Source organism: Cutibacterium equinum (assembly GCF_028021195.1).
Lineage (GTDB): Bacteria > Actinomycetota > Actinomycetes > Propionibacteriales > Propionibacteriaceae > Cutibacterium > Cutibacterium equinum.
Genome location: NZ_CP115668.1, coordinates 2,358,422 through 2,380,624 on the forward strand (window position 1 = coordinate 2,358,422; position 22,203 = coordinate 2,380,624).

At 63.5% G+C, this 22,203-nt stretch carries 21 protein-coding genes and 1 pseudogene; 10 read left to right on the top strand and 12 right to left on the bottom strand.

Annotated features, from left to right (window positions below):
• The first annotated feature begins 114 nt into the window (after positions 1-114).
• The 3 genes from O6R08_RS10690 to O6R08_RS10700 are packed head-to-tail and all read left to right on the top strand — an operon-like array spanning position 115 to position 2,241.
• The gene (locus O6R08_RS10690) at positions 115-924 is read left to right on the top strand and encodes an SDR family NAD(P)-dependent oxidoreductase (protein WP_271418080.1); all 810 of its coding nucleotides are present in this window, start codon (positions 115-117) and stop codon (positions 922-924) included.
• A gap of 1 nt (position 925) precedes the next feature.
• Positions 926-1,759 carry a lysophospholipid acyltransferase family protein gene (locus O6R08_RS10695; RefSeq protein ID WP_271418081.1) on the top strand — a complete coding sequence of 278 codons (834 nt, stop codon included), beginning with the start codon at positions 926-928 and terminating at the stop codon, positions 1,757-1,759.
• Entirely contained in the window at positions 1,759-2,241 is a 483-nt protein-coding gene (locus O6R08_RS10700; RefSeq protein ID WP_271418082.1) for a GyrI-like domain-containing protein, read from the top strand. Before O6R08_RS10695 ends, O6R08_RS10700 begins: the two co-directional genes overlap by 1 nt.
• A 121-nt stretch (positions 2,242-2,362) precedes the next feature.
• On the opposite strand, the gene O6R08_RS10705 is transcribed toward O6R08_RS10700, so the two are convergent.
• The 4 genes from O6R08_RS10705 to O6R08_RS11480 all read right to left on the bottom strand — a co-directional run bounded on the left by O6R08_RS10705 (position 2,363) and on the right by O6R08_RS11480 (position 7,071).
• Positions 2,363-3,562, bottom strand: a complete 1,200-nt coding sequence (locus tag O6R08_RS10705; RefSeq protein WP_271418083.1) for a septal ring lytic transglycosylase RlpA family protein — start codon at positions 3,560-3,562, stop codon at positions 2,363-2,365.
• Between the two features lie 283 nt (positions 3,563-3,845).
• Positions 3,846-6,104: a heavy metal translocating P-type ATPase gene (locus tag O6R08_RS10710; protein WP_271418084.1), complete on the bottom strand. Its 2,259-nt coding sequence runs from the start codon at positions 6,102-6,104 to the stop codon at positions 3,846-3,848.
• A gap of 156 nt (positions 6,105-6,260) precedes the next feature.
• Positions 6,261-6,653 (bottom strand): heavy-metal-associated domain-containing protein, encoded by a 393-nt coding sequence (locus tag O6R08_RS10715; RefSeq protein WP_271418085.1) that lies wholly within the window; start codon positions 6,651-6,653, stop codon positions 6,261-6,263.
• Positions 6,654-6,675: 22 nt separating this feature from the next.
• Positions 6,676-7,071: a metal-sensitive transcriptional regulator gene (locus O6R08_RS11480; protein WP_456298776.1), complete on the bottom strand. Its 396-nt coding sequence runs from the start codon at positions 7,069-7,071 to the stop codon at positions 6,676-6,678.
• A gap of 484 nt (positions 7,072-7,555) precedes the next feature.
• Between O6R08_RS11480 and dnaB the strand changes: the two genes are divergently transcribed.
• On the top strand, positions 7,556-8,902 hold the full coding sequence (dnaB, locus tag O6R08_RS10725) for a replicative DNA helicase (RefSeq protein ID WP_271418086.1): 1,347 nt from the start codon (positions 7,556-7,558) through the stop codon (positions 8,900-8,902).
• 53 nt (positions 8,903-8,955) lie between these two features.
• Positions 8,956-9,966, top strand: coding sequence for a zinc-binding alcohol dehydrogenase family protein (locus O6R08_RS10730; RefSeq protein ID WP_271418087.1), 1,011 nt, complete (start codon positions 8,956-8,958; stop codon positions 9,964-9,966).
• A gap of 105 nt (positions 9,967-10,071) precedes the next feature.
• On the opposite strand, the gene O6R08_RS10735 is transcribed toward O6R08_RS10730, so the two are convergent.
• Together O6R08_RS10735 and O6R08_RS10740 are read right to left on the bottom strand one after the other, a co-directional pair.
• Positions 10,072-10,395: a hypothetical protein gene (locus O6R08_RS10735; protein ID WP_271418088.1), complete on the bottom strand. Its 324-nt coding sequence runs from the start codon at positions 10,393-10,395 to the stop codon at positions 10,072-10,074.
• Complete coding sequence (locus O6R08_RS10740; RefSeq protein WP_271418089.1) at positions 10,379-10,693, bottom strand: ArsR/SmtB family transcription factor; 315 nt, start codon at positions 10,691-10,693, stop codon at positions 10,379-10,381. The genes O6R08_RS10735 and O6R08_RS10740 overlap by 17 nt, the downstream gene beginning before the upstream one ends.
• Before the next feature lie 105 nt (positions 10,694-10,798).
• Here O6R08_RS10740 and O6R08_RS10745 point away from each other — a divergent pair, with 105 nt between their 5' ends.
• Both O6R08_RS10745 and O6R08_RS10750 read left to right on the top strand, forming a co-directional pair.
• A complete protein-coding gene (locus O6R08_RS10745) occupies positions 10,799-11,116 on the top strand; it encodes a hypothetical protein (RefSeq protein WP_271418090.1) in 318 nt (105 codons plus the stop codon).
• Positions 11,113-11,688 (top strand): DNA-3-methyladenine glycosylase, encoded by a 576-nt coding sequence (locus O6R08_RS10750; RefSeq protein ID WP_271418091.1) that lies wholly within the window; start codon positions 11,113-11,115, stop codon positions 11,686-11,688. Before O6R08_RS10745 ends, O6R08_RS10750 begins: the two co-directional genes overlap by 4 nt.
• A 204-nt stretch (positions 11,689-11,892) precedes the next feature.
• Here the strand turns inward: O6R08_RS10750 and O6R08_RS10755 are convergent, their stop codons facing one another.
• From O6R08_RS10755 to O6R08_RS10770, 4 genes are all read right to left on the bottom strand, one after another.
• On the bottom strand, positions 11,893-13,143 hold the full coding sequence (locus tag O6R08_RS10755; RefSeq protein ID WP_271418092.1) for an anaerobic glycerol-3-phosphate dehydrogenase subunit C: 1,251 nt from the start codon (positions 13,141-13,143) through the stop codon (positions 11,893-11,895).
• A gap of 2 nt (positions 13,144-13,145) precedes the next feature.
• A complete protein-coding gene (glpB, locus tag O6R08_RS10760; protein WP_271418093.1) occupies positions 13,146-14,489 on the bottom strand; it encodes a glycerol-3-phosphate dehydrogenase subunit GlpB in 1,344 nt (447 codons plus the stop codon).
• Entirely contained in the window at positions 14,486-16,120 is a 1,635-nt protein-coding gene (gene glpA / locus O6R08_RS10765; protein ID WP_271418094.1) for an anaerobic glycerol-3-phosphate dehydrogenase subunit GlpA, read from the bottom strand. Before glpA ends, glpB begins: the two co-directional genes overlap by 4 nt.
• Positions 16,121-16,535: 415 nt before the next feature.
• Positions 16,536-17,501: a 2-hydroxyacid dehydrogenase gene (locus tag O6R08_RS10770; protein ID WP_271418095.1), complete on the bottom strand. Its 966-nt coding sequence runs from the start codon at positions 17,499-17,501 to the stop codon at positions 16,536-16,538.
• A gap of 135 nt (positions 17,502-17,636) precedes the next feature.
• On the opposite strand from O6R08_RS10770, the pseudogene O6R08_RS10775 reads away from it, so the two are divergent.
• Positions 17,637-17,795 (top strand): annotated as a pseudogene (locus O6R08_RS10775) (MarR family winged helix-turn-helix transcriptional regulator); the annotation flags it as partial.
• The gene (locus O6R08_RS10780; protein ID WP_271418097.1) at positions 17,792-19,432 is read left to right on the top strand and encodes a chloride channel protein; all 1,641 of its coding nucleotides are present in this window, start codon (positions 17,792-17,794) and stop codon (positions 19,430-19,432) included. The pseudogene O6R08_RS10775 and the gene O6R08_RS10780, both read left to right, overlap by 4 nt.
• A gap of 34 nt (positions 19,433-19,466) precedes the next feature.
• Here O6R08_RS10780 and O6R08_RS10785 read toward each other — a convergent pair whose 3' ends face one another.
• Both O6R08_RS10785 and O6R08_RS10790 read right to left on the bottom strand, forming a co-directional pair.
• Positions 19,467-20,810: an amino acid permease gene (locus O6R08_RS10785; RefSeq protein ID WP_271419383.1), complete on the bottom strand. Its 1,344-nt coding sequence runs from the start codon at positions 20,808-20,810 to the stop codon at positions 19,467-19,469.
• 135 nt (positions 20,811-20,945) lie between these two features.
• Complete coding sequence (locus O6R08_RS10790) at positions 20,946-21,479, bottom strand: MarR family winged helix-turn-helix transcriptional regulator (RefSeq protein ID WP_271418098.1); 534 nt, start codon at positions 21,477-21,479, stop codon at positions 20,946-20,948.
• 156 nt (positions 21,480-21,635) lie between these two features.
• Here O6R08_RS10790 and O6R08_RS10795 point away from each other — a divergent pair, with 156 nt between their 5' ends.
• Positions 21,636-22,181 (top strand): YceI family protein, encoded by a 546-nt coding sequence (locus O6R08_RS10795; protein ID WP_271418099.1) that lies wholly within the window; start codon positions 21,636-21,638, stop codon positions 22,179-22,181.
• The last annotated feature ends 22 nt before the right edge of the window (positions 22,182-22,203 follow it).

The following is a 22,203-nucleotide window of genomic DNA, read 5'->3' on the forward strand; positions in this document are numbered from 1 at the left end:
CTGTGCCACGAGGAACCGACCGTTCGACGACTCAGACTGTTCGCTTCAGCGCAACGCCGACGAAAGTCCATGTGAAGATGGTGACGATCCCCCCAGTGTCGTAGATTGGAGGGCATGGCAACGAGCATGGTCACGGGTGGCACATCAGGTATTGGCCGCGAGTTCGTCACCCAACTGGCTGCCCGTGGCGACGACATCGTCATCGTCGCCCGCGACACCGAGCGGATGGCCACCATCAAGGCGGATGTCCAAGCCCGCTACGGAGTGTCGGTCGAAACGATCGAGGCAGACCTGTCGCAGCGCGAAGACGTCGATCGGATCGCCACACGCCTGGAGGATTCTGCCCACCCCATCGATCTGCTCGTCAACAACGCCGGCTTCGCGGTGCATGCCAAAATCCTCGACCCCGACGCCCTCGAACTGCAGGACCGTGCCTTCGAGGTCATGATGAGGGCAGTTCTGGTGCTCTCAGCCGCAGCTGGCAGAGCCATGAAGTCCCGGCATCACGGAGCGATCCTCAACGTCTCCTCCTCCAGCGCCTGGATCAACACCGGCAACTACTCAGCCATCAAGGCGTGGGTGCTCACCTTCACCGAGGGCCTCGCCAATGAACTGGCCGGCACCGGCGTCAAGGCCATGGCCCTGTGCCCCGGATGGGTCCACACCGAGTTCCACTCCCGAGCCAACGTCACCGCGAACCACCTGCCCGATTTCTTCTGGATCGACGCCGAGGTCCTGGTACGTGAAGCCCTCAAGGACCTCGATTGTGGCAAGGTGGTGTCCATCCCCACCCCGCTCTGGAAGTTCTTCATCGCCGTGGCCACCCACACCCCCCGATCTGCCATGAGATTCCTGTCACGAACCCTGTCCTCGTCGCGAGACAAGGACGATCATCCGCACCACACATCAGGAGGCGAGGCCTGAGATGGCCAGCGTCAAGCCCACCAAGGACAGGGGTCGATACACCAACGATCTGTCCGCCGTGACGCGTCAGGCAGCCAACATGCTCCTGCTGCGGCCGCTGGTGTGGAAGCTGGTCAAGGTCTCCGTGCACGGTGTGGACAACCTTGACGGACTCGACGGTGCCTACGTGGCCGTCGCGAACCACTCCTCCCATCTCGACGCCCCGCTGGTCTTCGGCGCACTGCCAAAGCGGCTCTCGAAGTACCTGGCAACCGGAGCCGCAGCCGACTACTTCTTCACCGCTTGGTGGAAGGCCGTCACGCCAGTGCTGTTCTTCAACGCATTCCCGGTCGATCGAGGCAAGGGCAAGACCAAGCAAGGTGCTCGCAGCCCGCGCTCCCATCGCGGCATGGCCGGATCCCTGCTCACCGACGGCGTCCCGCTGCTGATTTTCCCCGAGGGGACGAGGTCGCGCACCGGAGCGATGGGGACCTTCAAACCCGGTGCTGCCGCTCTGGCAATTTCGCGGGGAGTCCCCGTCATCCCGATAGCCCTGGTCGGCGCCTGGGCTGCCATGCCTTCCGAGCAGTCAGGGCTACCCAAGGGACGTCCCCCGGTTCACGTCGCGATTGGACACCCGATGGACCCCGTCCCCGGTGAAATCGCCCACGAGTTCTCCGAGCGGATTCGCCGTCAGGTCATCGAACTGCACGACCAGACGGCCCGCGCCTACGGCATGCCCACCCTCGACGAGTACGGACGCCACCGTGCCTTGAGCAAAGCTGCCGGGGGCGCAGCAGCCATCCAGAGCAAGAACTCGAAGGCTGGCTCGGCCGAGTCGAATGGAGGTCGATGATGGATCGCCCAGTCAAGATCAGGCAGGTCGATGCCTGCCACGTCATCTCGATGACCCGGGTGGTGTCCATCGACGAACTCGATCCGTTCATGGATGAAGCCTTCAAGGCGCTGGAACGCTTCGCACCGGGCGACCCAGCCCTTGGCAAGGACTCCCCCTTCGTCTTCTACCACGACGGTCTGACCGCTGACCATGATGGCACGGTCGAGGTGTGCCAGCCGATTCAAGGCTCCATCGACGACTCCGTGCTGCCCGAGGACGTCACGGTACGCACCGTGGAGGCCCATCGGGAGGCCTGGGTGACGGTCACCAAGGCCGAACTCGAGTACCCCGACATCGACGAGATCTACGATGACTTCGAGGCCTGGCTGGAGGAAGCGGGAATGGTGCGCAATGGCGCCCCTCGCGAGGTCTACTGGGCCAATTGGGACACCACCGGCATGGAAGAGCCAGTCTGCGACGTCTGCTTCCCCATCGCCTGAGGCTCACACGAGGGTGGGCACCCTCACCCGACGCTCGTCCCGACAGCACTCGCCAGGTCTGAACCACTCACCGTAAAAGGCCCCGTCACGTGACGGGGCCTTTTACTCATGAAGCCTTGGATCAGCTGTAACGGACGGTCACCAAGCCCTGTCCGGGAGCGATGGCATTCATCGCAGCGGTCGACAAGTCGAGGCAACGCCCACCGACGTAGGGGCCGCGGTCATTGATGCGCACGGACACGGTACGGCCATTGTTGACGTTGGTGACGCGAATCCTGGATCCCAGCGGGAGGGTCCGCGAGGCAGCGGTCAGGCCCGACGGGTCGAAGGTCTCACCGGAAGCGGTGGGGTGACCGGCGGTGCCGTCCCCCTCGCCGTAGGTGGAGGCCACGCAGGTAGTACCGCTGGTCACCGGATTCGAGGTTGAGCCGGCCTTGGAGCTTGATGCGGTGGATGCACCCTTGGAGCGCGACGACGTCGATGGGGGCGTGACCTTCTTCGTGCCAACCTTGACAACCTCGGCCACCGGGGCCTTGACGACCTTGGTGGAAACCTTCTTCTCGGAGACCTTCTTGCCGTCCTTGTAGACGACGGTCCACGTCTCCTCGTTGGTGCCCTTGACGCCCTTGGTGGTGATCTTGGTCTTGCCCTTGGCCAGCGAGGAGTCCTCGACCTTCTTGGTCGAGAAGGGGACTGCCACGCGGCGCTTCTGGGACTTCTGATCAACCATCGTCAAGGTGATCTTCATGCCATCGGCCAGCGGGGTGCCCAGACCCGGATTGCTGACGTCCTGGGAGTCGAAGGAGATCTTGGCGGCCTTGAGGGCGTCGGCGACGGTTCCGACCGCGGTGACCTTCTGAGTCTTGCCGCCAGCGGTGACCGTGACGTCCTTGGCAGTCTGCATGGAGAAGGACACACCGGCGCGGGAAATGTCCAGGGAGCGCGACACCGAGACGAGGTTGTCCGGATCAGACTGGTTGAGCTGGTCCAGCACCTCGGAAACGTTCTTGGCGGTGGTCCAGCGGACCACCTTCTTGCCGTCGATGGTGACGGCGACGCGACGACCGTAATTGACGGTGATGACCTGACCGTCATGGATCTGGGAATCCAGCGAGGGCTGGACATCGTCGTGGGGACCAACGGTGATTCCCTGCTGGGCGAGGGCCTGCCTGACCGTGCCTGGCTTGACCTTGGCCTGCTGGGAAACTCCGTCCACGGAGAAGGTCACGGTGTCTCGATCAAGCACCTGGATCATCATGAGACCGCCAGCCGAGGTAAGGCTGAGGGCTCCGGTAATCGCGGAGGCTACAACTTTCGACATTCGACCACTTCAGTATCGGGGGCTCGGGGGCCCGGTAAGGGGATCAGCGTAGCCACATCAGGCGCGCGCCAAACATGCCTCCGGTGGGAAGCACGGCACTTACCATAGAGCAGTTCACCGGGAGATTCCAAAGATTTGCTGAGAAAGTTAAGATTCGCTCGTCCTGCAGGTGTGCGTGACGGGGGCCCGTCCAGCGAGCCCTGAGGACCCCCGCACCGCGAAAAACCGCGTCACCAAGCGGTTCGTGGACGCCCTATTGGCCCCGCCGATCCGTCTCCGGTCCTCAGTGTGAATCGCTCATCCGAGGCTGCCAACGTACCAGCCTCATCGAGTTCGTGACGACGAAGATCGAGCTGAAGGCCATCGCTGCCGAGGCGATGATCGGGCTCAACAACCCGACCGCAGCCACCGGGATGGCCACCACGTTGTAGGCGAAGGCCCAGAACAGGTTCTGACGGATGGTGCGATCCGTGGCATGGGCCAGCGACAGCGCATCAACAGCGAGCCTCGGGTCTCCTCGAGTACAAACAATGTCGCTGGCGGCGATGGCCACGTCGGTTCCGGTACCCATGGCGACGCCCAAATCTGCCGCCTGGAGGGCAGCGGCGTCATTGACGCCGTCCCCCATCATCGCAACGCGGGTTCCGTCAGCCTGGAGGCGCCTGACGACGTCAACCTTGTCCTCGGGCAGGACCTCGCTGATGACCTCGTCGATGTCCAATTCTGACGCCACACGGGTCGCGGCACCGGAATTGTCACCGGTCACCAGCACCGGGCGCACACCGGAATCAAGGAGACGCCTGACAGCGGTGACGGCCTCCGGCTTGATCTCGTCGCTCACCGCGATCGCGCCGAGAATATCGTCACCTCGACCGACGACGAGCACCGTACGACCCTCACCCTGGGCTCGCTCGACGTTTTTCGCCAGCGCGTCAGGGAGGGTGTCGAACAGTGAGGCCCGGCCAGCCTTCGCCGGCATCCCGTCGACGATTCCGCTCACACCCATCCCCGGCAGGGCCTGGAAGTCCTCGGCGGGGGCAATTCCGGGGCACGCCTCGACGACGGCGCGCGAAATTGGGTGCTCCGACCCCACCTCCAGCGCTGCAGCGACGCGAAGGGCGGGTGGAATGTCAGAAATGTTCACCGCACGTCCTGACTCGTCCCACACCTGGACCACAGTCATCTGCCCGGTGGTGAGGGTTCCGGTCTTGTCCATCGCAAAGACGTCAATACCGCGAGCCCTCTCCAAGGATCGGGCTCCCTTGATAACAATGCCCAGCCGCGCCCCTCGACCGGTACCGGCCAGCAGGGCCATCGGGGTCGCAAGACCCAGAGCACAGGGGCAGGCGATGATGAGTACTGCGACCCCAGCGGTGAAGGCGGCATTGACCCCTTGTCCCAACAGACCCCAGACGACCATCGTCAGCACGCTGATGACCAGAACCATCGGCACGAAGATCGAGGAGACCTTGTCGGCGAGATCCTGGGTCTCGGACCGACTCGTTTGAGCCGCCTCGACGAGGGATGCGATCCGAGACAGTTCGGTATCTGCTCCGACGGCAGTGGCCTCGATGACAAGACGCCCTGACGTATTGATCGTGGCACCCACGACGTGGTCCCCCGGGCTCACCTCCACCGGCAGGGATTCACCGGTCACCAGGGAGGCATCGACAGCGGAGCTTCCTTCGACCACCCGACCGTCGGTGGCCACCTTCTCCCCCGGTCGCACCACGAAATGGTCCCCCACTTCGAGGGCCTCGATCGGGACGGTGACCTCCTGTCCATTTCTGACGACTCGCACCGACGTCGCGCCCATTCTGAGCAATGCCTGCAACGCAGACCCCGCTTCAGCACGATTGCGAGCTTCGATCCAGCGACCCACGAGGATGAAGGTGATGACGCCGACCGACGCCTCCAGGTAAATGGCTGATGAGGGGTCGGGGCGTTGCAGTGCCCACGTCATGCGGTGGTGCATACCGACATGTCCAGCATTTCCCCACTCCAGGGCCCACACCGACCACCCGAACGAGGCCAGGGACCCCAGGCTGATGAGGGTGTCCATCGTGGTGGCGCCATGTCGCAGATTCGTCCATGTGGCTTGATGGAAGCCGGCACCGCACCAGAACACGACCGGGAGGCTGAGAGCCAGAGCCAACCATTGCCAGCCGTCGAACTGGAGGGCAGGAATCATCGACAGCAGCATCACCGGAACCGCGAGGATGACGGCAACGATCAGTCGGTTGCGAATTTTCGCCGCATGGTCCTCGGGGGGTGCTGCGGGCTCAGGCAGGGCGGCACCGTAGCCGGCCGCCTCGACCACCTCGATGAGGTCATCGACGCTGACCGGCCCGGTCGTCAGGACGTGGGCCTTGTTGGTGGCGTAATTGACGGTGGCCTGCACCCCGTCGACCTTGTTGAGCTTCTTCGTGATCCGGGCAGCGCAGGAAGCGCAGCTCATGCCGGTGATGTCGAGGTCGACGGACGTGGGCTCCGTCTCCTCCTCTGGTTTCGGCTTGATTCCCGAATGAGTGAGGGTGGACATGTTCTTCCTTCGTGGACCACCCATCGAAGTCCTGGGCGTCGAGGCAGGCGGTTATGTGGGGAATTTGACCTCAGAGTCGGGCCCTGACGATGTGCAGCCAGGTCCCGACTTCGAGGTCAGATGGGCGTCGTCACCAGCGGGACGACACGCAGCAGATCAGGCCCGGTGGCCTCCACAACCGCAACCGCCCTTGTCGGCATGCGCGGCGTGCATGGCAGCGGCTTCCTCGGAGTGCTTGTGGCCTCCGCAGCCACAACCGGACCCCTCAGCGTTGTGGTCGGCATGGCCGTGGCCACCGCAACCGCAGCGGCCGCCCGGATGCCCGGCGGTGTCGAGGGAGGCAGCCTGTGCGACGGTGTATTCGCCAGCCTCGTCGACGGCGTCAGCAACCTGACCGAAGGGGATCTCCCCAGCCGAGTCGATCGTCATGGAGCCAGATTCCAGGGACACGGTGACCTTGTCGACGCCGTCGATGGCCGAGACCTCCTCGGTGATGGCCTTGACACAGTGCTCGCAGGTCATTCCGTTGATGGTGTACGTCTTGTGCATTATTCCTCCAGTGTGCTTGTGATCAGGCTTTGACGAGGCGGGCGATGGCTTGGTTGGCCTCGGTGATCTTGTCCTCGGCCTCCTGCCCGCCGGCCTGGGCTGCGCGAACCACGCAGTGACTCATGTGCTCGGCGAGCAGTTCCAGTGAGACGGATTTGAGGGCCGAGGTGACTGCCGAGATCTGAGTCAGGATGTCGATGCAGTATTTCTCCTCATCGACCATTCTCTCGAGGCCTCGCACCTGCCCCTCGATCCGCTTGAGGCGACGCAGGTGCATCTCCTTGTGACCGAGGTACCCGTGCTGGGGGTGGTCCTGACAGCCGCAGGCTCCGCACTCTTCACTCGACTCCGACGTGTCGGTATCACGATGAGCGAGGGCCAGCTCAGGGACGTGGCAGCAGTCATCCGAGTGGGTCATGGGTCCTCCTCCACGAGGAAACATACCCTCTGGGGGTATATGAGGCAAGGGTGATTCGCCATATCAGCGCACCGTCAGCCACTATCCACAGACACTGTGGATAACTTGCCCCCACAGAGGGGGGCGCGCGCCGTCGACACCACCGCCACTCGCCGCCGCACGATGACTCATCCCCAACCCGACACGCCGGAAACTATCGTCAAATTCCTCACATCACTTCTATAACCCCTAGTCAGATGCGTTTTCCGGATGGGTATTCCACGGCATATCCCCATATCCAGTGACTTATCCACACGTTTTCCCCAGAGAGTCCACACGCATCCACCCCTTACACACAGGGGGCTGTGGAAAACCCGCCTGCAGGCAACCCAAAATCGTGGCACACTCCCGCACGGGGCATTCTCGAACGGAGGTGGGAAGGTCGCCCTCACCCTGACGGCGCCCCCACACCTGCGTCGCCCCGCGTCACCCTCAAGGAGCAGCCATGTCCCTCGCACCCGCCGAACCCGGACCATCCCTGGACCGCAACCCTCCCCAGGACATCGACGCCGAGAAGTCCGTCCTCGGGGCCATGCTCTCCTCCAAGGACGCCATTGCCGACGTCGTCGAGGAACTCAAAGGTGTCGATTTCTATCGACCCGGACACGAACTCATCTTCAACACCATCACCGACCTCTACGGTCGCGGAGACCCGGCCGACACCGTCACCACCGCCGACGAGCTCGACCGTCGCGGGGAACTCGAGCGCGCGGGCGGGCGTCTGTACCTCGCCGAGCTGCTGAGCAATGTCACCGTCACCGCCAACGCCGCCTATTACGCCAAGATCGTCGCCGACAAAGCAGTACTGCGTCGTCTCGTCGAGGCGTCGATACGCATTGCCCAGATGGGTTATCAGGGCCAAGGCGAGGTCGCTGACATCGTCGACGCCGCCCAGCAAACCCTCTACGAGGTCTCCACGCGCAAAACCAGCGAGGACTACCACCCGCTGTCCGAACTGTTCGAGAACGCGTTTGACGAGCTTGAGGCCATTGAGGCCCGTGGCGACGCCATGGCCGGCATCCCCACCGGATTCACCGACCTCGATGAACTCACCAACGGGTTCATGCCCGGACAGATGATCATCGTCGCCGCCCGTCCCGCCATGGGCAAGTCAACTCTCGCCCTCGACTTTGCACGCGCCGCCGCGATCAAAAATCATCTGGCCGCAGCCATTTTCAGCCTCGAGATGGGGCGCAACGAGATCGTCATGAGGCTGTTGTCCGCCGAGGCCGGAATCGAGCTGCAACGCATGCGTTCCGGACGCCTCTCCGAGGAGGACTGGCAGCGCATGGTCGACAAGACCACCCAGATCTCGTCGGCCCCGCTGTTCATTGACGACTCGCCCAACCTGACGATGATGGAAATCCGCGCCAAGGCCCGCCGGATGAAGCAGAAATTCGACCTCAAACTCGTCGTCATCGACTACATGCAGCTCATGACGTCGGGCAAGAAGGTGGAGTCTCGTCAGCTTGAGGTCTCCGAGTTCTCCCGCCAGATCAAGCTGCTGGCCAAGGAGTTGGAGATTCCCGTCGTTGCCCTGTCCCAGCTCAACCGTGGACCCGAACAGCGCACGGACAAGAAGCCGATGATGAGCGATCTGCGCGAGTCGGGGTCGTTGGAGCAGGACGCCGACGTCGTCATCCTGTTGCATCGTGAGGACGTCTATGACAAGGAGTCCCCGCGCGCTGGTGAGGCCGACATCATCGTCGCCAAACACCGTAATGGACCGACGCGAACGGTTCCGGTCGTCTTCCAGGGCCACTATTCGCGGTTCGTCGACATGCAGCGCTGAGACCGTGGTCGGGACCCATACCCAACGATCCCGCTCGGCACTACCGTGAGGTCATGGAAAGCATGCATGCCGTTGCCGTCACACGCTCCCTACCCGTCACCGATCCCGAGTGTTTTGTCGATATTGACCTGCCGGTGCCCGAACCGGGCCCCCACGACCTGCTCGTCGAGGTGCAGGCCGTCTCCGTCAACCCCATTGACGTCAAGCTGCGCAAAGGCGCCGGCACCCCGTCGCGTCCCCTCGTACTCGGTTTCGACGCCGCTTCAGTCGTGCGTGCCGTCGGATCCGAGGTCCACGACTTCTCGGTCGGCGACCAGGTGTGGCACTCGGGGAACCGCGATCGCCCCGGCACCTACTCTCAGTTCACCGTCGTCGATTCACGGATCGTCGCGAGGCGTCCGGCATCCCTGACGACGGCCGAGGCCGCATCCTTGCCGTTGACGTCCTTGACGGCGTGGGAGGCACTCGTCGAGCACACCCGCTTGGGGACCCCGGATCAGCGCAGCGACAAGGCCTTCCTCATGATCGGTGGAGCCGGCGGGGTCGGATCTGCGGCCATCCAGCTTGCCCGGGCCATCACCAGCGGGCCGGTCGTGGCGACCTCCTCGCGTCCCGAAACCGCCCAGTGGTGTCAGGACATGGGCGCGACTGGGATCATCAACCACCGCGAACCCTTGGCCCCGCAAGTCAAGAACCTCGGAATTGCCGCTTTCGACGCCATTCTGTCCGCCTACACCCCACCGGCATCGGCGCTGGCCGAGATCATGGCCCCCTTCGGCCACCTCGCCATGATTGACGGCACCGATTCCTTCGACCTCATGGCCTTCAAACCGAAGTCGCTGTCCGTAACGAGCGAGTCGATGTTCACCCGTCCCCAATTCGGGACCACAGATGTCGCCAAGCAGGGCCAAGCTCTTGCCCGTATCACGCGGCTAGTCGAGGACGGCCAGATCCGCCCGACAATGACCCACCACATCGAGGGGCTGACGGCTCAGCACGTCCGCCAGGCCACCGAGATCGTCGAGTCCGGCAGGATGATCGGAAAGGTCGTCATCACCGTCTAACACCCGTTACCCGGAATCGGCGCCCTTGCGGATGACCCACAGCACAACTGGACCCCCGGTTTCCCGGGGGTCCAGTTGTGGCTAGCGTAACGAGAGAAAAGGAACTCAGGCGGCGTGCTGGCAGGTCGGGCAGGTGCAATCCTCGCAGGTGCAGTTGGCGCAGGAATCGTTGCAGTGACCGCACTCGCAGGTCTTGTGATCGCAGGTCGGGCAGGTGCAATCCTCACACGTGCAGTTTGCGCAAGAATCGTCGCAGCGCCCACACTGACAGGTGGTGCACTCGTCGTAGTGGCCGTCGTGCTCGTGGTGAGCGTGGCCCTCGTGCAGGTAATCGACGTGGTCGTGGTGGATGACAGCCTCGTGGCCGCAGTTCGGGCCGTGGGTGTGATGGTGGGTCTCAGCGGGACGATGCTCAGTGGTGACAGTCATGGTTGTGCTCCTTCATGTGGTTGAAGGCGTCCAGGAAGATGGACGCCACGTGGTCGTCAATGAGCGAGTACATGGCCTTCTGCCCTTCCTTGCGCGCAGAGACCAGATGCGCCCGTCGCAACACCTTGAGGTGATGGGAGACCAACGGCTGTTTGGCGCCGACGATCTCCGACAGTTCCCCGACCGATGCCTCACCATCTGTGAGGCGATTGACGATCCGTGCCCGAATCGGATTCGCCAGGGCAGAGAACAGTTGAACGACGGGGTCGAATGGCTCCGGTTCCATGTCCTTGCTCATGACCACGACTGTATATCGGCTTTTTTGTATATGCAAACATTTTGATGGATATCATTCTCATGTTCATCTGGGGGCAGGGACCGATTCGGTACCTACACTCGAGGTATGAAGTTAAACAAGGCTGAAGACGTCAACACCGCCGAAGTCGCCGGTCTGGGACTGGTCGGAGGCTGGCTCACCGCCCGTGCCACCGGAGTACGAGAACTCGGCGGAGTGGTGCTCGCAGCCGCCGGTTGCTGGGCTGGCCGCACCTGGCTCGCCAAGAGTGGCCCGACAGTCGCCGGCATCCTTGGGGCGACCTACCTGGGTGCCTTCGGCGCCTCCCACGGGTTGGCGAAAAAGATCGGCGCATGGCCCGCCGTCATCACTGTGACCGCCGCCACCTGCACCGCCTGTCACTTTTTGTGCGACGCCAAGGAGTGATCGACCTTTCAGCCCCCGCCATCGAAGTTGCCCCGTTGCTCCTTGGGGCAACGATCTGGCACGGACCGGTGGGAATTCGTCTCACCGAGGTCGAGGCGTACATGGGGCTCGACGATCCCGCGTCCCATGCCTTCCGCGGCCCCACCCCACGCGCCCGCGTGATGTTCGGGCCACCCTCACACGTGTACGTGTACCTGTCCTACGGCATGCATCGCTGCGTCAACCTCGTCTGCTCCCCCGACGGTGTGGCCTCGGCTGTTCTGCTACGCGGCGGACAGGTGACAGCCGGTGTGGGCGACGCGCGCCGTCGCCGCGGAAACGTCCCCGAGAACCGTCTTGCGTGTGGACCGGGAAATATGGGCTCCGCCTTGGGGGCAACTCTCACGGAGTCAGGGGATCCGGTGACGCTCATCGGCCCTGACGCCACCTCAACATCCGGGTGGCGGCTCCAACCGGCCGATCGCCCCGTCGAATTTCGTCAAGGCCCCCGGGTGGGCATCAGCAAAAATACCGACGCCCCTTGGCGGTGGTGGATCCCCGACGATCCGACGGTTTCTGGGCCCAGGAAGTAGAAATCCCGACGTCCTCACGGCGGGGACCACAGCAGGTTGCCCGCACCCGTCACCTCGTACTCATGCGCCGGACGGCCCCCCGCACGCACGTAAAAGGGCCGGGACCCGCCCCCACAGCAGGTCCCGGCCGACTCCGGATCACAGGAGGTCCGGCGAAACTGAGCCCCACACCATCGAAAAGGGGTCCGGCTCAGAAGGTCTCGATCAGTCGAGCAGGTTGTCCGAGAGTCCAAGGGAGTGGTGCAGCAACCACACCGGATGGACGATCTTGACACCCGAGGACTTCGAGATCTGCCAACGGCAGGTCTCAGTGTCACACACGCCGACGCCCTCGTTGTGATCCTGCATGTGCTTGAACACACCCGCACCGATCTTCTGAGCAACCTCGTAACGCTCGGCCTTCAGACCGTAGGTACCGGCGATGCCACAGCACGGCTCGTTGGACTCCAACACCTTCACACCCGGAATGAGCTCCATGAGCTGCACCGCCGGGAATCCCATGCCCTGGCTCTTGACCTGGCAGGGCTGGTGGTAAGGAACCGTGATGTCGAGCGGACGGAACTGCGAGGCGTCAAGCTCACCATTGCGGTACTCATCCATGAGGAACTCCGAGAAGTCCCGGGAGCGCACCGACACGTCGTGGAGACGAGGATCGTCAACACCCATGATCTCGTGGGCCTCGTGCTTCATCATGCCCACACACGAACCCGACGAGGACACGATCGTCAGACCCTTGCCGAGGCTGATGATCTTGTCGCACAGGCTGAGAATGTCCTTGGTGGCACCCTCGAACAGACCATTCGACTGCTTGGCCAGACCACAGCAGCCCTGCTTGGGGACGAGGACCTCATAGCCCAGGTGCTCGAGCACCTCGATGGACTTCTTGGAAGTCTCGGTCTCGAAGTAGCCACCGGCGCAGCCCTGGAAGAAGATGATCGGACCCTTGGTCGCCGGCTTGGCCGGCTTGTGGTGGCGCATCCACTTGCTGAGCGTCTCGGTCTGAGCAGTCGGCATCGGGGCGTCGCGGTGGACCCTGATGATCTTCTCGACCGCGATACGGATCGGCTTCTGCTTGAGGCCCCAGTTGGCCAGCGGAGCAATCGGGGACAGCACGCGTCCCTCAAGGGTCGTCAGCGGGATGAGGCGGTCACGCAGCGGAACACCATTCTGGTGCTTCATCTTCATGGCGGCCTGCTCATTGAGCTCCGCGATCTTGACTCCCTGCGGGCAGTGCAGGGTGCAAATACCGCAGAAATTGCACCACTCCAGTGAGTGATCGACAGAGGCTCCGTCACGATAGCGCTCGCCCTGCGGGCCGTTGTACTTCGGACCGGTGTAGAGCGGGGTGGCCTTGGCGACCGGGCACATCGTCTCGCAGATCGTGCACTTGACGCACGCGTCGAGCGACTGGCGCGAGACCTCGTGTCCGGCGAATGTCTCCTCGATAACACCCATGATCAGTTCCTTTCCTTGGTCGCAGCGCCTGCCTTGACCGCTGACAGGATGGCATCGGCGGCCTTGATGGCCGAGCCGAGGGCGATGCCCTCACCCGACTTCTCCTGCCACCTGGTGGCGCCGGCGATCACGCCACCGGCAGCGTAGACATTGGAATGGACGGGCTTGCCATGCTCGGTGACGAGCATGTTCTCGTCGACCTCGACACCGCACAGGAAGAGGGGCTGCGGGGAACCCCAGTAGTCACCGTGGATCAGGTCCTCCTCCTTGATGCCCTCCGGCATGGTGACCGGGAGGTCAAGGATGGTCTCGTGCAGATGGCCGTGGGAGTCGAGCTTGAGGGCTCCGGACTCGAAACCGCCACCAGCGAGGACAACAGCGTCAACCTTGATCTCCTTACCAGCACCAGCGGTTCCGACCCTCACGGAGACGACCTTGCCGTCGGAAACCGTGCAGCCGGTGACCTTCGAGCCGAGCACGTAGTCGACGCGCTCATTCTTGGCGGTCACGACGAGCTTGTTGTTGAGACGCATACCGGGCACGCAGGGCGGCAGGGAGGCGATCTCGAACACCTTGGTGCCAAGGATCCTGCTGAAGTCGGCAAGAACCTCATCATGGTTGTCGATGCCGAGGACAGCCGGCAGCGCAACGATCTCACCGGGGTTGATGAATCCCTTGAGGCCCTCAGCCAGCACCCGACGGGTATGAGCATTGTCGAGGGAGCGAGCGATCGACAGGCCAGTGGCGTCGTACTCGCCCTCGCGCGGCTCAAAATCGACGATGACGGCGCGGGCGGAGACGTGGCCACCGCCGGGCAGTTCGGTGCGGTCGATGTTCTGGGCGATGAGACCAGCGTGGAAGTCCTTGTACTGGGCCAGGCCCATGACAACGACCTTGTCGCCGTCGGTGAGGTTGCCGTTGATCATCGACGGTGGGACCAGGGCGGTGGGACGGATCGCGCCAACAGCGGTCGGCAGGTTGATCGTCGACTCGCCGTCACCGACCAGGAAGGACTCGCCGACAACCTCGCGCAGGAAGTCGACTCCCTCCTTGACAGCCTCCACGCCGATCTTGGCGTAGGGGTGCTCGGGATGCTTGGAGGCGTATTCCTTGACGGCCTCGTACGGGTTCTCGACGCGCTCAGGGGTGTAACCGAGAACGTCGACGGTTCCCTGACCCAACTGCAGGCCACCGACACCCTTGGTGACCAGGGTCACACGGGCGCCACCGCGGCGCAGACGCAGGGCGGTGGTCAAGCCGGCCAGGCCAGACCCGATGACGACGACGTGCGGCGCCTTGAAGCGGTCGGCAGTCGGCGATGAGGTGGAAACGGTTGCGGTGCTCACAGCTCAACCTCCTGCTGCGGGGTGGGAAGGTGCTCAACGTCGAAGGTGCCCTGGAAGATCCAGTCATCGAGGGCAGTCTGACGAACCTGCTCGCCGTAAAGGATCGGCCACAGACCAATCCAACGGTTCTTGAGGAACAGACGCAGCAGGCCGGTGGCTCGCTCGGCGTCGATATTGCCCTCTTCGACGGCAACGCCGGTGGCGCGCATCGAGCAGAACCCACCCTGGCAGGGGCCCATGCCCAGACGCAGCTGACGACGCAGGTCGTCGAAGGTGGCGTCTGGCTGCTCGGCCAGCAGGTCGGTGAACATCTTGCGGCTCATGAGCTCGCACTCGCAGATGATCTGGTCGTCGAGCTTCTTGGACATCGGGACGGCCTTCGGGTCACCCCCGCGAACCAGACCAGTGCCGGCACGACGCTCTTCGTTCTCGCCGAGACGATGGGTGATGAGGTAGTTCTTGCCGACGGTGGAACCGGGCACGACCTCCTCGGCGGTGCGGCAGGGACGATCGTCACCGAGCTGTTCGCACATGACGTCGACGACATTCTTGGCCATGAGACGGTACGTGGTGAGCTTGCCGCCGATGATCGACACGATGCCGTTGACCCCGTCGCGGGAACCGTGGTCGAGGATGCTCATGCCGCGCGACATGTGGCGCGTGTCCGTGGCAGCAACTCGCTTGTCCTTGAACAGCGGGCGGGCGCCGGCCCATGCGTGCACCGCGCGGGCGTCGCGGAATCCGGGGACCAAGGCCTCGCCGGAATCGAGCATCTGCTGCACCTCGTTGCGCGGGATGGCCAGACGCTGTGGATCATCCGCCTTGACGTCGGTGGTGCCGATGATCGACACGGTGTGCACCGGCACGAGGATGTCGCCGTCAGCCGGGTAGATACAGCGGTTGACAACCGTGTTCACCAGGCGGTGGTTCATGGCGATCATGATGCCGCGGCCGGGAACGACATCGACGTCGTGGCAGCCGACGAGCTCGGCAATGCGTCCGGCCCACGGGCCAGCGGTGTTGATGACGAACTTGCAGTCGATGCGGATCTGCTCGTCGTGCTTGAGGTCGTGGGCGACAACGGCACTGATCTGATCGCCCTCACGGATGATCTCGGTCACGGCGGTGTAGGTCATCACCTTGGCGCCGTACTCGATGGCCGAGTGAGCCGCACCCCACACCATCTGCCAACCGTCAACCGATCCGTCCTGAACGGCGAAGGCACGCTTGATACCGGGGTTGAGGCGCGGTTCGCGGCGCAGGGCCTCGGCCGTGGAAATCTCCTCGAAGGGAACCTTTGACTTCTTGGCCCCCTCGATCCACTGATCCGAGAACTCCAGGTCGTCCTCGGGGGTGACCACGAAGAGTCCGCCGGTCTTCTCGACGGCGTCGGCGTGGATGCGAGTGACGATCTCGTTCTCCTCGGCGCATTCCGTCGCCGATCCGGGATCAGACACGACGTAACGGCCACCGGAGTGGAGCAGGCCGTGGTACCGACCGGTCGTCCCTTGGCCGAGGTCGGCCTTGTCCAACAGAACGGCGCGGTATCCACGCATCGCGACGTCCCGCACGACGCCCGCACCGGTGGCACCGCCACCGATGACGACGACGTCTGCGTCCATGGTCCTCATTGAATGCTCCCTTCGAAACCATCCGGCGTGTGGGGTGTGGCTCAGGGGTTATCGGTGCCCCGCCACCGTTGCCAGGTACTTCTCAAGGTTAGGGAAAACAATGGGTAACAACCACTGAAACCGGCTTTCGTGCATGTTCGTGCAACCCCCCGGGAACAGACGTGCAGATGGCTTCATGGCGCGGTTTACGCCCGGGCACATCGTGCTCTCGGTGCCCCAATTTAAGCAAAGAATAACTTGTTTAAATATAAGGATGGCAATTGCGCGAATATCCACTCACACCCACCGCAGCACAATTCTTGCCCCGCCATCACGTGGTCTCGCCAGCCTCTCCGGACAGAACTGAACCCGGCCCCGTCAGCATCGTTCTGTCGTCAGGGCCGGGCTCGCGGTTGCAACGCTGTGAGCGAACAGATCACTCCACCGGGGTCTCAGCCGGCTCCCCCGAGAGCACCTTGGCGATGTTGCGAGCAGCCAGTCGACTCATGGCCTCTCGGGTCGGCAGGGCGGCAGACCCAATGTGGGGCAGCAACACGACGTTCTCCATCGTCAGCAGATCCTCGGTGATCCTCGGCTCCTCCTCGAAGACGTCCAGCCCCGCACCGGCGATCGACCCGGACTTGAGAGCCTCGACGAGAGCGGCCTCGTCAACACAGGCGCCGCGCGCGGTATTGACCAGGTAGGCAGTCTCCTTCATGGCTGCCAACGCCTTCGCGTCGATGACATGGCGGGTCTGATCGGTGAGCGGGCAGTGCAAGGAGACGACGTCAGAGATGGCGAAGAGCTCGTCGAGGTCGACTCGACGTGTTGGCTGGGTATTCGGATTGACAGCGTCGATCGCTGCGACGTCCTTGTCGTGACGGGAGTTGTAGATGACGTTCATGCCGAAAGCGGCAGCGCGTCGGGCCATCGCCTGGCCAATCTGCCCCAACCCGATGATGCCCAGCGTCGCTCCCTGGAGTCCAGCACCCAGCATGAAGGTGTGGTCGTAGCGCCAGGCCTTGCCGGCACGCACCCAACGCTCTGCCTCGCCGGTACGGCGGGTGACCTCGAGCAACAAGGTGAAGGCGAGGTCGGCAGTGGCCTCATGGAGAACGCCGGGAGTCGAGGTGACGACGACTCCCGCCTGCTTGGCGGCGTCAAGGTCAATGTTGTTGAACCCAGCGGCGCACTGCCCAATGACCTTGAGCTTCTCGCCCTTGGCGATCATCTCGGCGTCGAGGGGGTCCGACAGGCTGGACAGGAGTGCGTCGGCGGTGGCGATCTGGTCGCAGAGTTCCTGACGATCCATGAAGTGGTCGCCACCCACGATCTCGTGACCGGGGAGTTCCTCGTTGACAACAGACATGAGTTGCGGTGCGGTGACGATGATGCGAGCCATGGCATCACTGTAGGTGACCCCGACCAACCGGAACAGGGCGTCGCTCACATTGCTGCGGCGTGCAACAATTCCACTGTGCAGGTGTCGCGGGGTGTAACGAAGTTGAAAGAGCTGAACCCCAACCATGCCGACGCCCAGAGACGTCAGCTCATCGACCTGCTCAACCACGTACACCCAGGAGAAATCGAGACCGTCATCACCGGGCCCACCTCGTTCACCCGCACTGCCGAGGCCCGTGACCACGGCGCTCCCACTGCCAACCGCGTCTGCGCAGAGGAGTCCAGCCAGCGATGACCGAGAACGCCGTCCGCCCCGAGGCCCGAGCCGCCTGGACCAAACGCCTGAGACGCCTGCGCCGCGCCCTCATCCCGCACCGTCCCAAGGCATTCCGAGACTCCCTCAACCGATGGCTGCTCATGGGCACGGTCATCGGGATCGTCTCGGGGATCGGCGCCATCATCTTCTTCTTCTGCCTGGAAACCGGCACCCACTACCTGCTGGAAACCTTGGGCGGGTACACCCCGCCAAGCACCCTCGGCGAGGGAGACGGCAACCCAGGAACCAACCTCACCCGCCCTTGGGCCATCCCCCTCGTCGTCACCGGAGGCGCGCTGGTCTCGGGCATCCTGGTGTACTTCGTCGCCCCCACTGCCAAGGGTCACGGCACTGACAACGCCATTCACGCTGTTCATCACGACCCGACGGCGCTCAAGGGCAAGGTCGCGGCAGTCAAGATCATCGCCTCCTCGATCATGATCGGTTCCGGAGGCTCGGGTGGTCGCGAGGGCCCCACCGCCCAGATCAGCGCGACCGTCATCTCCTCACTGTGCAAGAGACTCAAGATCACCACACCGGACGCCCGCATCGCCGTCTCGGCAGCAACCGCTTCGGGCATCGGCGCCATCTTCCGTGCCCCGCTGGGTGGAGCACTGCTGGGTGCTGAGCTGCTCTACCGCGACGACATGGAATCCGACGCGATCATGCCCTCCCTGGTGTCGTCCATCGTCGCCTTCGCCGTCTTCGGATCGGTCTACGGATTCGAGCCAATCTTCGGTTCGCTGAGCGGAGTGCAGTTCTCCCAACCCCTCCAGCTCATCTGGTACGTCCTGCTCGGCCTGGCTGCCGGTCTCATGGGCAAGCTCTATGTCGGCGTCTTCTACGCCGGAACCTCGCTGTTCAACCGACTTGAGAAGGTTCCCGGCTGGCTCCTGCCTGCCATCGGCGGCCTGGGCGTCGGTCTGCTCGGCCTGGTCATTCCAGCTGCCCTGGGAACCGGTTACGGATCGATGCAACAGGAGATGTTCGCCGACAATCTCGTGCGCATGCCCTTGCTCATGGTGCTGGCCATCCCGTTCGCCAAGATCCTGTCAACGACCCTGTCGATCGGCTCGGGCGGTTCGGGCGGTGTCTTCGGCCCCGGCATGGTCATTGGTGGGGCCACCGGAGCTGCGCTGTGGCGTCTTCTCGACGGACTGCCGGGTATCCCGTCCTCCCCGATGAGTTTCGTCATCGTTGGCATGATCGCCTGCTTCGGGTCGGTGGCCCACGCCCCGCTCGGCATGCTGCTCATGGTTGGGGAGATGACCGGGAACCTGTCGATGCTGGCTCCCGGCATGATCGCCGTCGCCGTGGCCGGGCGAGTGGTTGCAGACACCTCGATCTACACCTCGCAGCTCAAGGACCGCCTGGAGGGACGTCGCGTCCACGCGATGGGGCGCGTCACGAAGCCAGCAGAGGCCAAGCCCGTCGTGGCGGCGTCGCATGAGCCACCCCACGCGACGCCCCGCACAACAGCAACAGCCTCCGAGCAAGTGCGTGCCACACCGTCGAACAGGATCGTCCCGCAGGTCATTCGGGCCGAGGACCGCAAGAAGGCACTCCTCGCCCAGCTCCCCGAGCCACCGAAGGGTCCAGGCCACTCACCCGCCTGACTGTGGTCGGTGTGATCCCAATCAGTGTGGTCTCTCAGTCAGCCGTGGGACGAAATGGGTTGTGCCCGTCGTGGCGCGCCCAGGCGATACCGACGAGGTACAACACCACGACGAGGGCCCCCGTTGACAGCAACTGCACACGCACGTCGGGGGCGAACATACCCAACGCGATGACTCCCACCAGCAGAATCATCGCGACCCAGGACACCACCGGGAATCCCTTGACCCGCATCGGCAGCGCGGTGCCGTCACGCTCGGCGCGACGACGCAACACGTACTGAGAACAGATGGTGAAGAAATACGTGACGATGATCGTCGAACCGACGATGTTGAGCAGGGTACCGAGCACGGCGTCACCCCATTTGAAGGTCGCCAACACGCAGCAGAAACCGAAGAACACACTGGCGAACACGGCCGCAGCAGGCACCGAGCGGCCCCTCGTCCGCATGGCCACACGGGGAGCCATGCCGCGCTCAGCGAGGGAGCCGAGCATTCGGGCTGCACCGTAGAGGTTGGCGTTGAGGGAACTGAGCAGTGCCAGCACGATGACCAGGGTCATGACCTCGGAGGCTGCCGGGATTCCGGCGCGGTCAAGCACGGCAACGAAGGGAGAGGTGGCGAGCTTGGGGTCGTCCCAGGGGACCGCGATGACCATGACCCCCACCGATCCCATGTAGAACAGCAGGATTCGCCAGACGATGGTCCGCACCGCCCGGGAGACATTGCGGGCCGGGTCCTCGGTTTCCGCCGCGGCCACAGCCATGATCTCGATGCCACCAAAGCTGAAGGTCACCATGAGGAGGGCGGCCGCGACGCCAGACCAGCCGTTGGGCATGAATCCACCGTGTCCGAGGAGGTTGGAGGTTCCGGTCGCTGGGACTGCCAGTACGCCGCAAGCGAGCAGCACACCTATGACGAGGAAGAGGACGACGGCGACCACCTTCACCAGAGCGAACCAGAACTCAAACTCCCCGAATCGGTCCACGCCGAGCAGGTTGATGGCCGTCAGGACGACCAGGAAGATGAGTGTGAGCAACCACACCGGGGCTATCGGCCACATCGCGACGAGGGTTGATGCTGCCGCGATCGCCTCGGCTGCCACGACGATGACCAGCTCGATCCACCATACCCAGCCCATGGCGAATCCGGCAGCCGGACCCATGGCTCGCGAGGTGTAGACCGAGAAGGCACCGGAATCGGGGTGGGCCGCAACCATCTCGCCAAGCATGTGCATGATGGCGATCACGAGCAGACCGGCGACGATGTAGGCCACCAAGGTGGCCGGGCCTGCCGCTGCGACGGCTTTGCCAGACCCGACGAACAGTCCGGTGCCGATGGCCGATCCGAGGCTCATCATCACGAGATGACGGCCTTTCATGCGGGGCGTGCTGCCTGCCGGTTTCGTGGACGTCTGCGTGACGCCCGTCGTCTGTGTGGCCACGGTCCCTCCTCACCTAGATGTGGTAGAGGTGATGTTAAGGCCGAGTCCACCCTCCCACGATTGCTATTTCCGTCAGTGGGACGGGTCGCGATTGGCGCGACGTGTCTGCTGGGGCCGTTGGGAATCGGTCAGCTGGCTCTTCTCCTCCTTGATGAGTTCGTCGCGGATGTGGGTCAAAATGGTGTCCAGATCGTCGAGATGGCCGTGGTCCAGGCCACCGAAGACAACCCGACGCACCAAGGAGGCATGACCTGGAGCAGCCTGCCGCAGCGCCTCCATCCCCTGATCGGTGAGATGAACAATCGCTCCCCTGCCATCAGTGCAACAGATGCGACGCTCGACGAGTCCGCGCTTCTCAATTCGCGTCAGGTGATGGGACAGCCTGGACCTCTCCCATCCCATGTGCTCGGCCAGGGCGACGACTCTCATCTCGCCACCGTCGGTCTCCGAGAGTCGGACGAGCACTTCGAAGTCCTGCATGGACAACTGTGAGTCACGCGACAACTGACGATTGAGTACTGCGGGCAGCATCGTCGTCACCTCCAACCAAAGACGCCAAACGCGCTGTTGGTGGTCATCAAGCCAAACGGTGCGATCCTGTGTCACTGTGCCCCTCTCCGTTCCTGAGCATGGCAGCTCAGTAAGCACGCGTGAGCCTACCTGAGCATCCCCTTGTTGACATATCACCTACCGCGTGACATGATAACTTGTGTCCTGGTAGTTGACACATCAACCGGAACATCCGGAAAGCAAGGAGATCACATGACTGACATCACCGCTGTCAACGGCACCTACACCATCGATTCCGCCCACTCCCGCCTCGGCTTCGTCACCCGCCACGCCATGGTCACCAAGGTGCGTGGATCCTTCGACGAGTTCGAGGGCACTGCTTCGGGCAACGGTTCCGACGCCTCCACCGTCTCCGTCGAGGTCACCGCTCAGACCGCATCGTTCGTCACTGGCAACTCCGACCGCGACGCTCACGTGAAGTCCGCCGACTTCCTCGACGTCGAGAACCACCCCACCATGACCTTCCGCTCCACCTCGGCTGCCATCAAGGGCAACGTCCTTGAGCTGACTGGTGACCTCACCATCAAGGGAGTGACGAAGTCCCTGACCATCCCGTTCGAGTTCGGCGGCGAGGCCGTTGACCCCTTCGGCAACAGCCGTATCGGCTTCGAGGGACGCTCCAAGATCTCCCGCAAGGACTTCGGCCTGACCTACAACGCCGTCCTTGAGACTGGCGGCGTACTGGTCTCCGACGAGGTCACCCTGGAGATCGAGATCAGCGCCATCAAGCAGAACTGATCACCAAAACTCCACCAAATCT

Coding starts and splice junctions, on each gene's coding strand:
- O6R08_RS10735 (WP_271418088.1), bottom strand. CDS start 10,395: ATGACTGTCACCACTGAGCATCGTCCCGCTGAGACCCACCATCACACC.
- O6R08_RS10745 (WP_271418090.1), top strand. CDS start 10,799: ATGAAGTTAAACAAGGCTGAAGACGTCAACACCGCCGAAGTCGCCGGT.
- O6R08_RS10715 (WP_271418085.1), bottom strand. CDS start 6,653: ATGCACAAGACGTACACCATCAACGGAATGACCTGCGAGCACTGTGTC.
- O6R08_RS10690 (WP_271418080.1), top strand. CDS start 115: ATGGCAACGAGCATGGTCACGGGTGGCACATCAGGTATTGGCCGCGAG.
- O6R08_RS10705 (WP_271418083.1), bottom strand. CDS start 3,562: ATGTCGAAAGTTGTAGCCTCCGCGATTACCGGAGCCCTCAGCCTTACC.
- O6R08_RS10780 (WP_271418097.1), top strand. CDS start 17,792: ATGACCGAGAACGCCGTCCGCCCCGAGGCCCGAGCCGCCTGGACCAAA.
- O6R08_RS10785 (WP_271419383.1), bottom strand. CDS start 20,810: ATGAAAGGCCGTCATCTCGTGATGATGAGCCTCGGATCGGCCATCGGC.
- O6R08_RS10755 (WP_271418092.1), bottom strand. CDS start 13,143: ATGGGTGTTATCGAGGAGACATTCGCCGGACACGAGGTCTCGCGCCAG.
- O6R08_RS10795 (WP_271418099.1), top strand. CDS start 21,636: ATGACTGACATCACCGCTGTCAACGGCACCTACACCATCGATTCCGCC.
- dnaB (WP_271418086.1), top strand. CDS start 7,556: ATGTCCCTCGCACCCGCCGAACCCGGACCATCCCTGGACCGCAACCCT.
- O6R08_RS10730 (WP_271418087.1), top strand. CDS start 8,956: ATGGAAAGCATGCATGCCGTTGCCGTCACACGCTCCCTACCCGTCACC.
- O6R08_RS10695 (WP_271418081.1), top strand. CDS start 926: ATGGCCAGCGTCAAGCCCACCAAGGACAGGGGTCGATACACCAACGAT.
- glpA (WP_271418094.1), bottom strand. CDS start 16,120: ATGAGGACCATGGACGCAGACGTCGTCGTCATCGGTGGCGGTGCCACC.
- O6R08_RS10700 (WP_271418082.1), top strand. CDS start 1,759: ATGGATCGCCCAGTCAAGATCAGGCAGGTCGATGCCTGCCACGTCATC.
- O6R08_RS11480 (WP_456298776.1), bottom strand. CDS start 7,071: ATGACCCACTCGGATGACTGCTGCCACGTCCCTGAGCTGGCCCTCGCT.
- O6R08_RS10710 (WP_271418084.1), bottom strand. CDS start 6,104: ATGTCCACCCTCACTCATTCGGGAATCAAGCCGAAACCAGAGGAGGAG.
- O6R08_RS10740 (WP_271418089.1), bottom strand. CDS start 10,693: ATGAGCAAGGACATGGAACCGGAGCCATTCGACCCCGTCGTTCAACTG.
- O6R08_RS10770 (WP_271418095.1), bottom strand. CDS start 17,501: ATGGCTCGCATCATCGTCACCGCACCGCAACTCATGTCTGTTGTCAAC.